The following is a 13,030-nucleotide window of genomic DNA, read 5'->3' as shown; positions in this document are numbered from 1 at the left end:
GCTCACTCCTCCTCTGCTTGGCTTTGCCTGTCCGGCGCCGTGATGCCGTACCGTTCGATCTTGGCGCGCAGGCCGACGCGGCTCAGGCCCAGCTCCTCCGCCGCGCGGCTCTTGTTCCATTTCAGCCGGGTCAGCGTCTCGCGCAGGATGCGCGCCTCGACCTCCTCGACCCGCTCCTTGAGCGTGCCATGCCCGGTCAGCACGGCCTCGAGCGCACAATCGCGCCGCGCCCCCGGGGCCGCCTGCAGGATGTGCCGCGAGATCAGTTCCGGCCCCAGCAGGCTGTCCTGCGAAAAGATCAGCATCCGGATCACCTCGTTCTCCAACTCGCGCAGGTTGCCGGGCCAGTCGTGATTTTCCAGAAACCGGATCGCATCATCCGACAGACCATGCACCGGCTTGCCATGGGCCGCGGCCGCGTCAAACAGCAGGGTCTGCGCCAACAGGCCCAGATCCCCCCGCCGGTCGCGCAGCGGCGGCACCTCAAGCACCGTCCGCGCCAGCGCAAAGTAGAGATCAGCGCGAAACCGGCCCTCGGCCACCTCGCTGCGCAGATCACGATCCGCCCCGGTCAGCAGCCGCAGATCGACACGGCTCATCTCGTGCCCGCCGAGCGGGCGAAACACGCCCTCGCGCGCCACCCGCAACAGCGCCAGCTGCATGCGCGGGCTCAGCCCCGCCAGACCGTTGAGGAACAGCGTTCCCCGATCCGCCTTTTGCACCAGCCCGACCTTGCCGGTCTGCAGGCCGGGAATGGCCCCGCGCCGCGCCCCGAACAGCTCGATTTCAAGGATGTCGTCATCGACCCCGGTACAGTCGATCTCGTGAAATCCCCGGTCAGAGCGCAACGATGCATAATGCATCGCCCGCGCCAGCGCCGCCTTGCCGGTGCCCGCCTCTCCGGTCAGCAATACCGGCACGTCGAAACTCGCATATTGCCGGGCCTGCGCGATCACCGCGTTCAGCGGTGAGTTGGGCGCGCGCAGCACGGTCTCGAAACCCAGACCCTCGCGCAGCGCCCGGCGCTGATCCTCCAGCTTGCTCTCGACGCTGCGCGCAAGATAGCGCATTTCCAGCGACATCCGCGCATGATCGCGGTTGAGCCGAAACAGATCCGTCGCGTTCTTGGCGGTCATCAGCAGATGATCGGGGTGCCACGGCTTGGTCAGGAACTGATAGATCCCGGCCTCGTTGATCGCCGCGATCATGTCGCCGGTCTCGGTGAACCCGGTGATGATGATCCGCACCACCTCGGGCCAGCGATCCCGCACCTCGGTCAGGAACACCACCCCGGTACGCCCCGGCATCCGCTGATCGCAAAAGATCACCTGAACGTCATGCTCTTCCATCAGCCGCGCGGCCTCGTCGGCATCCGACGCGGTCAGGCAGTCGAACTCATCCTCCAGCGCCATGCGCATGGCATTGAGCGAATGCGCCTCGTCATCGACCAGCAGAAGGGTGGGCAGCGCGGCCATGTCCTACTCCGCCGCAGTCCGGGCGGATTTGCGCAGCAGCGCGCCCTCCAGCCAGTTCAGCCAGCTTTGCATCCCCTCGCCGGTGCGCGCCGAGACGCGGATCACCTCCAGCCCCGGATTGACGCGGCGCAGATTGGCCTCGTAAAGGTCCAGATCGACATCGCAATAGGGTGCCAGATCGACCTTGTTCAAGAGTGCCAGCCGTGAGGCGGTGAACATGTCGGGATATTTCAGCGGCTTGTCCTCGCCCTCGGTCACGCTCAGGATCGCCACCTTGCAATCCTCGCCCAGATCGAACGCGGCCGGACAGACCAGATTGCCGACATTCTCGATGAACAATAGCGAGGCGGGCGCGATCTCCAGATGTTCCATCGCGTGTCCCACCATATGCCCGTCCAGATGACAGCCCTTGCCGGTATTGACCTGCACCGCCTGCGCGCCGGTGGCGCGGATGCGGTCGGCATCGTTGGCAGTCTGCTGATCGCCCTCGATCACCGCCAGCGGCTGCGCGCCCAGCGCCTCGATGGTCCGGCACAAGAGCGTGGTCTTGCCCGATCCCGGGGACGACACGAGGTTGATCGCAAAGGCCCCAAGTGCTGCCAGCCGCGCGCGGTTGGCAGCGGCGTAGCGGTCGTTCTTCGACAGGATATCGGTCTCGATCTCGATCAGCCGCTCCTGGCTCATCCCCGCCACCTCGACGCCCGCCGGGCCATGCCCGAAATGCAGGTCGCCATGTGCATGATCATGGTCGTGATGATGATGGTGGGAGTGGTCGTGATCCTGACCCTCGACCGTTCCCGTTCCGCAGCCACACACATTGCACATCAGATCACCTCCATATCCTTGATCCGCATTTCATCTCCCGCGACCGGCATCAGCCGCCCGCCGCCGCAATCCGGACAGGGCGACAGCCGCTCGGCGATCTCGACTTCGGCCACGCAGTCGTAGCACATGGCGCGCCCGGCCAGGTCGATCATCTCCAGCGTTGCGCCCTCGGCCACACTGCCCCGCATCACCACGTCAAAGGCAAACTCCAGCGCCGGTTTCTCGACGCAGGCAAAGCGCCCGATTTCCACCCGCAGCACCTTGACCCGCGTAAACTCATGCGCGCGTGCCTGATCCTCGATCACCCGGCGGATGCCCTCGACCAGCGACATCTCATGCATGCGTGCCCCCTTTCAGCGTGACCGGCGTGCAGGGATCGAGCAGATCGACCAGCAGCCCGGCCTCACAATGCTTGGACCGTGGCAGGCTGGCAAGCGCACACTCCATGATCCCGCCGGGGGCAAGCAGATGATCGGTCGGCGTCACCCGGCGCAGCCGCATCACATGCCCCTCCCAGACCTCGGCCTGCACGGCATAAAGGCCGCGCGCGGCAGGCACCACCGCCGCGCCCTCGCCGATCAGGCGCGGCGCAGGCAGATCGCCCCGCTCCGCCGCCTCCAGATCAAGCGCGCGCGCCACCACCCGCCACAGCGGCCCACGCCCATGGCCCGCCTCGACATGCCGCATCACCGGATGCGCCAGATGCCGCGCGGCAACCGAATTTTCCTGCGCCGTCTCGGCCAGAACGCTCTCGGGCGACACCTCGGGCAAGGCCAGGCAGACCCCGTCCTGCGGCCCGAACCGCGCCACCACAGCCCGCAGCAGCGGCGCGATGCCGGCATTCCCCTGCAGATAGGTCTCGAACGCGCCCGCCTCCTGCGGAAACGGCCCGCCCAGCACCCCGCCGCGCGGGTCGGCACAGGCCGCAAGACCCAGCCGCGCAGGCCAGATAACGCCCAGTTTCAACGCATGGTCGCGCGCGATCTCGACCGCCAGCGCGCGCATGTCCCCGACCGGCAGACCCAGTGCAAGGCGCAGCGCCACCGATTGCGCCACCCGGCACAGGTTGAAGAGGCGCGGCAGCAACTCCGCCACCTCCTCGACGCCGCGCCCCTCGACCAGACGCGCCAGCGGCAGGGGGGGGGCCGCCACCACCCGCATGCCGCTCACAGTCCGGTCAAGCGTGCCCATCCGATCAGCCCTCGCCCGCCAGCCCGCCCGAAATCACCTGTCGGCGGGTAGGGTCCACGGGCAGGGTCTCGGGTGGCTCATTCGCGGCAATCTCCGCCTCGCGTGCCGCGCGGATATCGGCGGCGCGGTCGGTTTCGGCCCGATGCTCGTCCTGAAACAGCGCCACCATCACCGCCTCGGCCACCTCGACCGCCTGCGCCTGCGTGCGGAAATCTGCCATCGGCGAGAACAGCGAACAGGCCTTGTAGCCACCCACCATCTCGCGGGTGTTGTGGATGAACTCATAGTCCCCCGAGGCAAAGCCGATGACCTCCTTTGCCCCCGGCACAAGGGCCGACCAATCCTCGCCCTCGGCGGGCAGCTGCACAAGGTTCATGAACCACGGGCTGATCAGCACGCCCAGGGGCCGCCCCTCATGCAATTGAAACCCCACCGCCTGCACATGCAGCATCTTGTTGACCATCGGCAGATCGCGCATCCTGCCGTGCCAGACTTCGGTGAAATCGGTGACCAGCGCATGGGTCTTCGCCCCGATCATCGCCGCCTCGGCCATCGCCCCGCTGCCGGGGTCCTCGCCCACCAGAAACTGTTCCTTGGGCGCATCGCAATTGGGGCATTTCCAGTCCTCTGGCAGCGCTATGAAGGGCGTGCCGGCGTCGATCTGCCGTGTATCGTCGCCCTCGGCCGGGTCATAGGGCGTCCAGCAGATCTTGCATTCCATGATCGCCTGCGGGCTGATCTTGTCATTGGCTCCCAGATACGAGCCCTCGAACCCGCTCATCGGATCGCCTCCAGCACTTCGAGGATACGCTCGCCACTATCCACCAGATCCTCGGAGGCCGCCAGCGCCACCTCGGGCATCTCCGTCACCTCGAACGTGTCGAGGATCAGCACATCCATCGAATTGTAGAACCGCACCCGCCAGACATGGCGAAGCGCGGTCGCGGTGATCCGGCAATTGCCATAGCCGCGCGACAGGATATCAACCGATCCCTGCCCCAGCTGTGCCTCCAGCCACTCCAGATCCGCCTCGGTATGCGGCAGAAGCGTCAGGTTGATCACATGCACCTCGGTCCCCGCTGCGAACTGCGCCGACTTGTCCTGCAACTCGACCAGCAGCGGCGGCGCGTTCACCACCTGCGGCCCCTTCGGCACCTGCTGCCCGGCCCGGCGCGGCGCAAAGGCCCGGGTCAGCGCCTGATCCGGCACCGGCCCCACCTCAATGGCATCGACGCCCGCGCCCTTCAGCCCCCAGACCCCGGCAAACACGCTTTCCTGAACGGCAATCGCCGGGATGTCGTGGATCTTCACCGCCACCTCGCCCGCGCACATCGTCTCGGCGATCAGCGCGCGATTGGCCGGGTCCAGCCCGGACAGATCGAACCGCCGGTTGCCCCCACCCCGACCGCAGGCATCCGCGGCAAGCGCGATCTCGCGCAAAAGATCAAGCGCCGGGGTCAGGTGATCGTCCACCTCGACCTCGGGCAGATGCGGGGAATAGGCCCGCATGTCCTGCGGCATCGGCAGATATTCGAGCGCCTCGCCCTCCTCGCCCAACGGCTGCGATCCGGGCCCGTACCCCGTCGGCGGCAGATGAAAATTGCTGACCATGTGCTGTCTCCTCAGGCGGCTTGGCTGCGGGTCAGGATCTGCGTGATCCGGGCCATGTATTCGTCCCAGTCGCGCACCTTGGGGATCGCCCCGATCACCTCGCCCGCGCGGTAAAAGATCAGGCTCGGCGTCTTGAACACCTTGGTCGCCTCGCGCAGCTCGGTCTCGATGGCATCGCCCACCACGGCACAATCGAAGCGGCCCTGAAAGGCCATCCGCAACTCGGGCAGGATCACCGCCACATCGGCGCTCTCCAGATTGCGCGCCGGGTCGCCGGGCACAAAGAGCACATGCACCCCCTCGGGCGTGGTGAACGCGGCCAGACCCTCGGCGCTGTCCAGATAGGGCCAGCCCAGTTCGGTGCTCAGCCGGTCGATCAACGGATGTGTCATGTGCGTTCCCTCTTTCATGCGGTGGTCTTGCCCGCAGCGCGGGCGGCGTGCAGATGCGGCGGCAGGGTGGGCGCGCGCGCCTCCAGATCGGCAAAGGCATCGCCCATCCCGCCCCCCGCCATGATGGATTTGAGCGCGCGCACGGCGGCGGCGATCTTGTGCGCCTCGGCCTCGTCCAGAACCTCGCGCGCCGCGCCCAGGTGGGTCAGCACCCAGGTGCCGGGCGCCACCGCACCGGTCAGCGTCAGGTCAATCAACGCCTCATCCTCGCCATCCGTGGCGCGCGCGGCGATCCCGTCGACCGAGATGACGCGCATGGGAATGCCCACGCACATCGCTCAGCCCTCACCGGGAAAAAACCGCGCGTCGCCGACGCGACAGGCGGTATCGGCACTCGGGCGGCCGGTCTCATAGGCATCCTGCCGGATCGACGGGTCAGCCAGCAGCGTGGCGTCGCTCATGCCGGGGCGCATCTCGACACCCCAGTCGCGCAGCCGCGCCAGCGCCACCTCGATGGCAGGGTCGATCTGCGCGGCCACGACATCGCGCAGGCCACCGCCGTAATCCTCCAGCTCCTCGGGCTGACAGCCGATCAGCAACAGGCGCTCGGGGCAGTAGCCCATCAATTGCGCCGTGGCGATCACGTCCTGAAACCCGGTCTGATGCAGGCTCATCTTTTTCGCGCCCATGAAGGCGGGCACGGCTTCGTCCTCGACGATTTTCATCGTGCCGGGGGGCAGGCCGTAATCGACCGCATCGAACACGATCAGCCGGTCGGCGCCCTCCATGAACGGCAGCAGGTATAACCCCTGCGTGCCGCCATCCAGCACCGTGACCCCGGCCCCGAACGACCAGCGTGCCGCCAGCCGCTCGACACAGCGCACGCCAAACCCCTCATCCGCCCAGAGCACGTTTCCAATGCCCAGTATCAGCACGCTTGGCTGCATGTCTCCTCCTCCATGCGCGATTGCGATCCTCGCCCCGAGACTGACCGCCCGGCATGCCGATGGACACCAAAAACCGGCCTGCGCACAGGGATAAAAAATCAATTCAAAACAGATGTTTACACGGCACTCCTGCACCAATCAAGGCAATTAATGGAATCTTAATATCCATCATTCAGGTATATTGGAAACAAACCATCCAAAAGGAAAAGGCGGGTCGCATACCCGCCTTTCCACCTCTTGTTCGAACGGATGCCCTGCGATCAGTCGGGCCGGTCGTCCTTGAATGTCCGCGTGCCGGAAATCATCGTCGAGACGATGGATTGACGGCTCATGATATCCTCGCGGATGGCCACGTAGATATGGATGATCATGAAGATCACGATCCACCACATCCCAAGGTGATGATAGGTATGCACGATATGCGGGTTGTTGCCGAACAGCGTGAACACCCAGCCGAACATGGCGTACAGACCGCTTTCCTTGCCCAGCCCCTCGGAATAGAGCGCAAGGCCGGTCACGATCATGAAGGACCCCCCCAGCGTGATGAAACAGAACATCGCCAGTTGCGCCAGCGGGTTATGGCCCACGTATTTCTTGGGCTCGCGTTCCAGAAACAGATACCAGCGCAATTCAAAGAACACCTCGCGCCACCACGCCCCGCGCCATAGCGGCACAAAGAACAATTGCCGGGCATGGTGATTGCCGAAGATCGCCCAGTAGATCCGCCCCAGAAACCCGATGGCAAGGATCCAGCCCGCCGCGAAATGCGCGAACCGGATATAGCCAAAGACGAACTGATGCGTTGCCTCGGCGATCTGCATCGAGGGCGGCGGCGCGCCGATGAAATATCCCGTCACGCACAGCACGAGGATCGCGAGCGCATTGATCCAGTGCCAGAGCCGCACCGGCACCTCGTAAACATAGACGCTCGTCTGCCGCGCCACGGTGGCTAGATCGCCCTCGTCGGCGTCATGCAACCCGCTATCGCTGCTGCTCATGACATGGCCTCCCTCAATCCCTGCGGCGTGTGGCGCGCCAGACCGCCAGCCCGCCCAGAACCACCGCCAGCAGGATCAGCCCCGGCGCATGCACCGGTGCGGCCAGCCAATGCAGCAGCCCCTCTTGCGGCAGCGCCGCATCGTGCCCGCCATGCGCCAAGGCAGCACCCGTGCCCGCCAGATAGATCGTGATTGCGTGTTTCATGGTCTCTTCCTCCCTTGGATCAGCGCACCTTGACCGTGGTCAATGCGTCGCCCTCTTCCGACATCACATGCGTGGAACAGGCCAGACACGGATCGAAACTGTGCAGCGTGCGCAGGATCTCGACCGGCTCTTCGGGCCGTTCCATCGGCGTGTTCATCAGCGACGCCTCGAACGCCCCGATATTGCCTGCGGTGTCGCGCGGGCTGCCGTTCCATGTCGTCGGCACCACGCATTGGTAATTCTCGATGCGTCCGTCCTTGATCTTGATCCAATGCCCCAGCGCGCCGCGCGGGGCCTCGGTCATGCCCACGCCCTTGGCCTCCTTGGGCCATGTCGAGGGGTCCCATTTGGCGATATTGGCGGTGCTCTCATCGCCGTTCTTGATGTTCTGCACCAGCTTGTCGAAGAAATGCTTTTGCAGCCGCCCGCAATATTCCGATTCCAGCGCCCGCGCAGCGGTGCGCCCGAGGGTCGAGAAAATCGCATCGAACGGCACATCGAGCGCGCGCAACAGGCCATCCACCTGATTGCGGATATCCTCGTGCCCCTGCGCATAGCCCACGACATAGCGCGCCAGCGGCCCCACCTCCATCGCATGACCGCGCCAGCGCGGTGCCTTGATCCAGCTGTATTTCGCCGCCTCGTCGATCTGCTCGATATTGGTGCGCGTGCCCTTGGCATTGGGGCCAAGCTCGTAATTGGCCTCGGTTTCTCCATCCCAGGGGTGCAGCCCCTTGCCCGCCTCGCCATATCGATACCAGCTGTGATCGACAAATTCCTGTATCTGCTCGGGGTCGCGCACATCGACCTCATGCACCTCGTTGAGGTTGCCGTTGATGATCGCGCCCCTCGGCAGATGCAGGTTGGCGGGCGAGAAGTCATTGGGGTTCTCGGGAAAATCCCCATAGGCCATGACCGATTTGCCCGACAGCCCGCCACCATGCAGCCATTGCTTGTAGAACCCACCAATGGCGATCACATCCGGCAGATAAACGTTGCGGTTGAACTCGTCACACAGATCAATGATGGAACTGACCATGTTCAGCCGCTCCATGTTGATTGCGCCCACCGCCCCTGTGGAATGCACGTTGATCGGGCAGGGCACGCCCCCCACCAGCCAGTTGGGATGCGGGTTCTTGCCGCCAAAGATGGTGTGAATCTTGACGATCTCCTTCTGCAGATCCAGTGCCTCGAGGTAATGCGTCGTGGCCATCAGATCCGCCTCGGGCGGCAACAGATAGGCGGGATTGTCCCAATAGCCGTTCTTGAACAGCCCCAGCTGCCCGCTTTCCACGAATTTCTTGAGCCGGTTCTGCACATCGCGGAAATAGCCGGGCGAGGACAGCGGATGCGACGGGCTCACCGCCTGCTGCAACTCGCTCGTCGCCTTGGGATCGGCGCGCAGCGCGTTGATCGGATTCACCCAATCCAGCGCATGCAGGTGATAGAAATGCACGACATGATCGTGAATTTCCAGGTTCAGCTGCATGATGTTGCGAATGGAATTGGCGTTGTCGGGGATCGTGATGCCCAGCGCGTCCTCCACCGCCCGCACGCTCGTCAGCGCATGCGTGCCGGTGCAGACGCCACAGATGCGCTCGGTAAAGGCCCAGGCGTCGCGCGGATCGCGGCCCTTGAGGATCACCTCGAGCCCGCGCCACATGGTGCCCGTAGAGACCGCGTTGCGAATGACACCCTGATCATCCACATTCACTTCGCAGCGCATATGCCCTTCGATCCGCGTCACCGGGTCCACCACGATGCGGCGGCCCGTATTGTCGAGGTCAAAGCCGTTCGGCGTCACAGTCATGGGCTTCAAGCCTCCTCTTTGCTGGGTTGTTTGGTGACTTGGGTCTGTGTTTTCTTCTGCGCCGCCTTCAGCGCCGATATGGCGGCGTGAACGGCCACACCGGCCCCCACCACGCCAGCGGCAGCCATGCCGACCTTGTCGGCATTGGCCTCGACCCCGAACTGCGTCAGATCCGTCACCCGGTCATAGAAACTGCCCTGATCCCAGAACCCGTCCTCGGAACAGCCGATACAGCCATGACCCGACTGAATCGGAAAACTCACCCCCTCGTTCCAGCGCACGGTGGAGCAGGCGTTATAGGTCGTCGGCCCCTTGCACCCCATCTTGTAGAGGCAATAGCCCTTGCGCGCGTTCTCGTCGTCCCATTGCTCGACGAACTGGCCCGCGTCGAAATGCGGCCGACGATAGCACTTGTCATGGATACGCTGACCGTAAAACATCGTCGGCCGCCCCTGCCGGTCCAGCTCCGGCAGACGGTCAAAGGTGAGCATGTAGGTGATCACCCCGGTCATCACCTCCGCAATCGGCGGGCAGCCCGGCACCTTGATGATCGGCTTGTCGGTGATGACCTTGTGCACCGGCGTCGCCTGCGTCGGATTGGGCTTGGCGGCCTGCACACAGCCATAGGACGCGCACGCCCCCCAACTGATGATCGCCTTGGCATCCTTGGCGGCATAGCGCAGCTTCTCGACAAACGGCTTGCCGCCCGAGATGCAGAACATGCCATCCTCGTTGAGCGGCGGATTGCCCTCGACCGCAAGGATGTAGTTGCCCTTGTACTTCTCGATCGTGTCCCGCATCGCCGCTTCGGCCTGATGCCCGGCGGCGGCCATCAACGTGTCGTCATAGTCGAGACTGATCATCGACAGCACCACATCCTTGGCCAAAGGGTGGGCCGAACGTATGAAACTCTCCGAACAGCAGGTGCATTCCAGCCCGTGCACCCAGATCACCGGGGTGCGCGGCTTGGTCTCCATCGCATGCGCGATGCGCGGCACCATCGCCGGGCTCAGCCCCAATGCGGCCGCCGTAAGCGAGCAGTATTTCATGAAACTGCGCCGGGTGATCCCCTGCCTGCGCATCACATCATAAAAGGTTTCGATCTGGCTCAAGGCTGGTCCTCCCTCGGTCTTCCCCTCGGGATGCACGCGTATACATCCCCCTGAGTGTCATCAAACCAAGCGCTGTCGTGCCTGTCCAAGAAAAGACGACCTCACCGCCCCTATTGGTAATGATATATAAATCAGATGGTTAAGGCGACTTTGGCCAAACCGTCCCCCGGCTCCACCGGCCATCTGCTGACCGGCTGACCACGCCTGCCGGTCAGCGGCTTACCGCCCGCGCCGCCGCCACAACCGCCTGCCCCAGCGCCAGACCACCATCATTGGCAGGCACAAGGCGATGGATCAGCACCGGCAGATCGCCCAGCGCCGCGACAGTCATCTCCAGCAACAGTGCATTCTGGAAACACCCGCCCGAAAGCGCCACCGCCGCCGTCTCGCCGCTCTCGACCAGCGCCCGCGCGCGGGCGGCAAACCCTCGCGCCAACCCGGCATGAAACCGCGCCGCCATCAGCTCGGGCGCGACCCCCGCCGCGCGGTCCCGCGCCCAGGCCTGCCACAGCGGTTCCGCCTCGATCACCCCGTCGACGCCCCCCAGAGGATAGGCCCCGACATCGCCCGGCACCGCCCGGGCCTCCAGCGTCATCGCCGCCTCACCCTCATAGGATTGCGCCGCCTCGAACCCCAGCACGGCGGCAAAGGCATCGAAGAGCCGCCCCGCCGACGACGTCAGCGGCGCATTCACCCCCGCCCGCACCGCCTGCCGCAGCAGGCCAAGCGGGTGCGCACCGAAGATCTCATCGGCCACGTGCCCCAGCCCCGCCGCATCAAGCTGCGCCAGCGCGTTGCGCCACGGCTCGCGGCTCGCCATGTCGCCGCCCGGCATCGCCACCGGGCTCAGCCATCCGCGCCGCTCAAAGCCACAGTAATCCCCCAGCAACACCTCACCGCCCCAGATCGTGCCATCGGCCCCCAGCCCCAAACCATCCAACACGATCCCCGCCACACGCCCGCCCGAAAGCGGCCAGCCATTCTCGGCCATGCAGGCGGCCAAATGCGCGTGGTGATGCTGCACCTCTTCCACCGGCAGGCCACAGGCATGGGCATGCTGCGTCGCGCGGTATCCGGGATGCGGATCGCAGGCCACGATCTCCGGGTGATGATCGAAGAGCGCCCCGTAATCCGCATCCGCCGCCAGAAACGCATCATGGGTCAGCGCCTCGTCCAACTCGCCCAGATGATGCCCCAGCAGCGCCTGACCGTTCTTCACCAGGCAAATCGCCGCCTTCATCTGCCCGCCATAGGCCACGACCTGCGGCGCATCCTCAAAACCTTCAGGCAGGGGCAGCGTACCCGGCACCCGGCCCCGCGCGCGGCGCAGCACCATCGGCGGATGCGCGCGCTCCACGCTGTCATCCAGCCGCCGGGCGATGTCGCGATCATGCATCAGAAAGGCATCCGCGAAGCCGCCCAGTTTCTCGCGTGCCTCCGCGTTGCCGATCACCTGCGGCTCACCGGACAGATTGCCGCTCGTCATTACCAGCGGCCCGCCGAAGGCATCGATCAGCAGGTGATGCAGCGGGGTATAGGGCAGCATCCACCCCAGCACCGCTTGCCCCGGCGCCACTGCCTCGGGCAGCGCGTCCCCCGCCTTGCGCAGCAGCACGATCGGGGCCGCCGGATCGCGCAGCAGCGCCGCTTCCTCCTCCGACACGGCGCAATACGCGCGGATCATCTCCAGCGTGCCCATCAGCGCAAAGGGCTTGGTCGGACGCCGCTTGCGCGCCCGCAAGAGCGCCACCGCCGCAGGCGCGCGCGCGTCACAAGCAAGGTGGAAACCGCCCAATCCCTTTACCGACAGAATACCGACGCTTTGCAGACACGATACAGCCCCCGCAATCGGGTCCCCGTCCTTCGGCTCCAACCAGATACGCGGGCCGCAGTCAGGGCAGGCCACGGGCTGCGCGTGAAAGCGCCGGTCGCCGGGATTTTCGTACTCGGCCCGACAGGCATCGCATATCGGAAACGCCGCCATCGTGGTCCGCGCCCGGTCATAGGGCAAGCCCTGCAGAATGGTGAATCGCGGCCCGCAATGGGTGCAATTGGTGAAGGCATAGCCCTGCCTGCGCCCCGGCGCGTTGATCTCCGCCACGCAATCCGGGCAAGTCGCCGCATCCGGCGTCACCCGCGTCTCGGCCCCCGCCGCCCCGCTCGCCGCGATCTCGAACGCGGCACCAGAATCGATCTCAACCTCTTGATATTCAATGGAATCAATCCGCGCCAAAAGCGGCGCACGGTCACGGATCGCCGCCACGAACACCGCCAATCCCGGCCCCGCCGCCTCGATCAGCACCCCCTCGGCATCGTTCAGGACACGGCCCCGCAGCCCCATCTCGCGCGCCAGTTGCCAGATGAAGGGACGAAACCCCACCCCCTGCACCTGCCCCCGCACCCGGATGCGCCAGCCCTCAGCCATCGCCCTGCTCTTCATCTTGCCTCAAATATTCCGGGGGAG

14 protein-coding genes are annotated in these 13,030 nt (G+C 65.3%); all 14 read right to left on the bottom strand.

Annotated features, from left to right (window positions below):
* Nucleotides 1-2: 2 nt before the first annotated feature.
* Nucleotides 3-1,475, bottom strand: a complete 1,473-nt coding sequence (locus RID11_RS03620) for a sigma-54-dependent transcriptional regulator (protein ID WP_350136070.1) — start codon at nucleotides 1,473-1,475, stop codon at nucleotides 3-5.
* Nucleotides 1,476-1,478: 3 nt separating this feature from the next.
* Nucleotides 1,479-2,300: a hydrogenase nickel incorporation protein HypB gene (hypB, locus tag RID11_RS03615; protein WP_350136069.1), complete on the bottom strand. Its 822-nt coding sequence runs from the start codon at nucleotides 2,298-2,300 to the stop codon at nucleotides 1,479-1,481.
* A complete protein-coding gene (gene hypA, locus RID11_RS03610) occupies nucleotides 2,300-2,641 on the bottom strand; it encodes a hydrogenase maturation nickel metallochaperone HypA (protein WP_350136068.1) in 342 nt (113 codons plus the stop codon). The genes hypB and hypA overlap by 1 nt, the downstream gene beginning before the upstream one ends.
* The gene (locus tag RID11_RS03605; protein WP_350136067.1) at nucleotides 2,634-3,491 is read right to left on the bottom strand and encodes a hydrogenase expression/formation protein HupK; all 858 of its coding nucleotides are present in this window, start codon (nucleotides 3,489-3,491) and stop codon (nucleotides 2,634-2,636) included. Before RID11_RS03605 ends, hypA begins: the two co-directional genes overlap by 8 nt.
* A 4-nt stretch (nucleotides 3,492-3,495) precedes the next feature.
* Nucleotides 3,496-4,272: a [NiFe]-hydrogenase assembly chaperone HybE gene (gene hybE, locus RID11_RS03600; protein ID WP_350136066.1), complete on the bottom strand. Its 777-nt coding sequence runs from the start codon at nucleotides 4,270-4,272 to the stop codon at nucleotides 3,496-3,498.
* Nucleotides 4,269-5,102 (bottom strand): hydrogenase expression/formation protein, encoded by an 834-nt coding sequence (locus tag RID11_RS03595; RefSeq protein ID WP_350136065.1) that lies wholly within the window; start codon nucleotides 5,100-5,102, stop codon nucleotides 4,269-4,271. Before RID11_RS03595 ends, hybE begins: the two co-directional genes overlap by 4 nt.
* Before the next feature lie 11 nt (nucleotides 5,103-5,113).
* On the bottom strand, nucleotides 5,114-5,494 hold the full coding sequence (locus tag RID11_RS03590) for a thioredoxin domain-containing protein (RefSeq protein WP_350136064.1): 381 nt from the start codon (nucleotides 5,492-5,494) through the stop codon (nucleotides 5,114-5,116).
* A gap of 14 nt (nucleotides 5,495-5,508) precedes the next feature.
* Nucleotides 5,509-5,829 carry a HypC/HybG/HupF family hydrogenase formation chaperone gene (locus RID11_RS03585; protein WP_350136063.1) on the bottom strand — a complete coding sequence of 107 codons (321 nt, stop codon included), beginning with the start codon at nucleotides 5,827-5,829 and terminating at the stop codon, nucleotides 5,509-5,511.
* A 3-nt stretch (nucleotides 5,830-5,832) separates the two neighbouring features.
* The gene (locus RID11_RS03580) at nucleotides 5,833-6,441 is read right to left on the bottom strand and encodes a HyaD/HybD family hydrogenase maturation endopeptidase (protein WP_350136062.1); all 609 of its coding nucleotides are present in this window, start codon (nucleotides 6,439-6,441) and stop codon (nucleotides 5,833-5,835) included.
* 260 nt (nucleotides 6,442-6,701) lie between these two features.
* A complete protein-coding gene (gene cybH / locus RID11_RS03575) occupies nucleotides 6,702-7,439 on the bottom strand; it encodes a Ni/Fe-hydrogenase, b-type cytochrome subunit (protein WP_350136061.1) in 738 nt (245 codons plus the stop codon).
* A 13-nt stretch (nucleotides 7,440-7,452) separates the two neighbouring features.
* Nucleotides 7,453-7,644, bottom strand: a complete 192-nt coding sequence (locus RID11_RS03570; protein ID WP_350136060.1) for a hypothetical protein — start codon at nucleotides 7,642-7,644, stop codon at nucleotides 7,453-7,455.
* A 19-nt stretch (nucleotides 7,645-7,663) separates the two neighbouring features.
* Nucleotides 7,664-9,454, bottom strand: a complete 1,791-nt coding sequence (locus RID11_RS03565; RefSeq protein ID WP_350136059.1) for a nickel-dependent hydrogenase large subunit — start codon at nucleotides 9,452-9,454, stop codon at nucleotides 7,664-7,666.
* A gap of 5 nt (nucleotides 9,455-9,459) precedes the next feature.
* Nucleotides 9,460-10,566, bottom strand: a complete 1,107-nt coding sequence (locus tag RID11_RS03560) for a hydrogenase small subunit (RefSeq protein ID WP_350136058.1) — start codon at nucleotides 10,564-10,566, stop codon at nucleotides 9,460-9,462.
* Between the two features lie 211 nt (nucleotides 10,567-10,777).
* Nucleotides 10,778-12,991, bottom strand: coding sequence for a carbamoyltransferase HypF (gene hypF, locus RID11_RS03555; RefSeq protein WP_350136057.1), 2,214 nt, complete (start codon nucleotides 12,989-12,991; stop codon nucleotides 10,778-10,780).
* Nucleotides 12,992-13,030 lie beyond the last annotated feature (39 nt).

The sequence above is a fragment of the Roseovarius sp. genome (genome assembly GCF_040219995.1).
GTDB lineage: Bacteria > Pseudomonadota > Alphaproteobacteria > Rhodobacterales > Rhodobacteraceae > Roseovarius.
The sequence above is the reverse complement of the archived record's forward strand: the minus strand, read 5'-3'. Positions and strand labels throughout refer to the sequence as shown.

Coding starts and splice junctions, on each gene's coding strand:
- hybE (WP_350136066.1), bottom strand. CDS start 4,272: ATGAGCGGGTTCGAGGGCTCGTATCTGGGAGCCAATGACAAGATCAGC.
- hypF (WP_350136057.1), bottom strand. CDS start 12,991: ATGGCTGAGGGCTGGCGCATCCGGGTGCGGGGGCAGGTGCAGGGGGTG.
- RID11_RS03590 (WP_350136064.1), bottom strand. CDS start 5,494: ATGACACATCCGTTGATCGACCGGCTGAGCACCGAACTGGGCTGGCCC.
- RID11_RS03605 (WP_350136067.1), bottom strand. CDS start 3,491: ATGGGCACGCTTGACCGGACTGTGAGCGGCATGCGGGTGGTGGCGGCC.
- hypB (WP_350136069.1), bottom strand. CDS start 2,300: ATGTGCAATGTGTGTGGCTGCGGAACGGGAACGGTCGAGGGTCAGGAT.
- cybH (WP_350136061.1), bottom strand. CDS start 7,439: ATGAGCAGCAGCGATAGCGGGTTGCATGACGCCGACGAGGGCGATCTA.
- RID11_RS03585 (WP_350136063.1), bottom strand. CDS start 5,829: ATGTGCGTGGGCATTCCCATGCGCGTCATCTCGGTCGACGGGATCGCC.
- RID11_RS03570 (WP_350136060.1), bottom strand. CDS start 7,644: ATGAAACACGCAATCACGATCTATCTGGCGGGCACGGGTGCTGCCTTG.
- RID11_RS03580 (WP_350136062.1), bottom strand. CDS start 6,441: ATGCAGCCAAGCGTGCTGATACTGGGCATTGGAAACGTGCTCTGGGCG.
- RID11_RS03595 (WP_350136065.1), bottom strand. CDS start 5,102: ATGGTCAGCAATTTTCATCTGCCGCCGACGGGGTACGGGCCCGGATCG.
- hypA (WP_350136068.1), bottom strand. CDS start 2,641: ATGCATGAGATGTCGCTGGTCGAGGGCATCCGCCGGGTGATCGAGGAT.
- RID11_RS03565 (WP_350136059.1), bottom strand. CDS start 9,454: ATGACTGTGACGCCGAACGGCTTTGACCTCGACAATACGGGCCGCCGC.
- RID11_RS03620 (WP_350136070.1), bottom strand. CDS start 1,475: ATGGCCGCGCTGCCCACCCTTCTGCTGGTCGATGACGAGGCGCATTCG.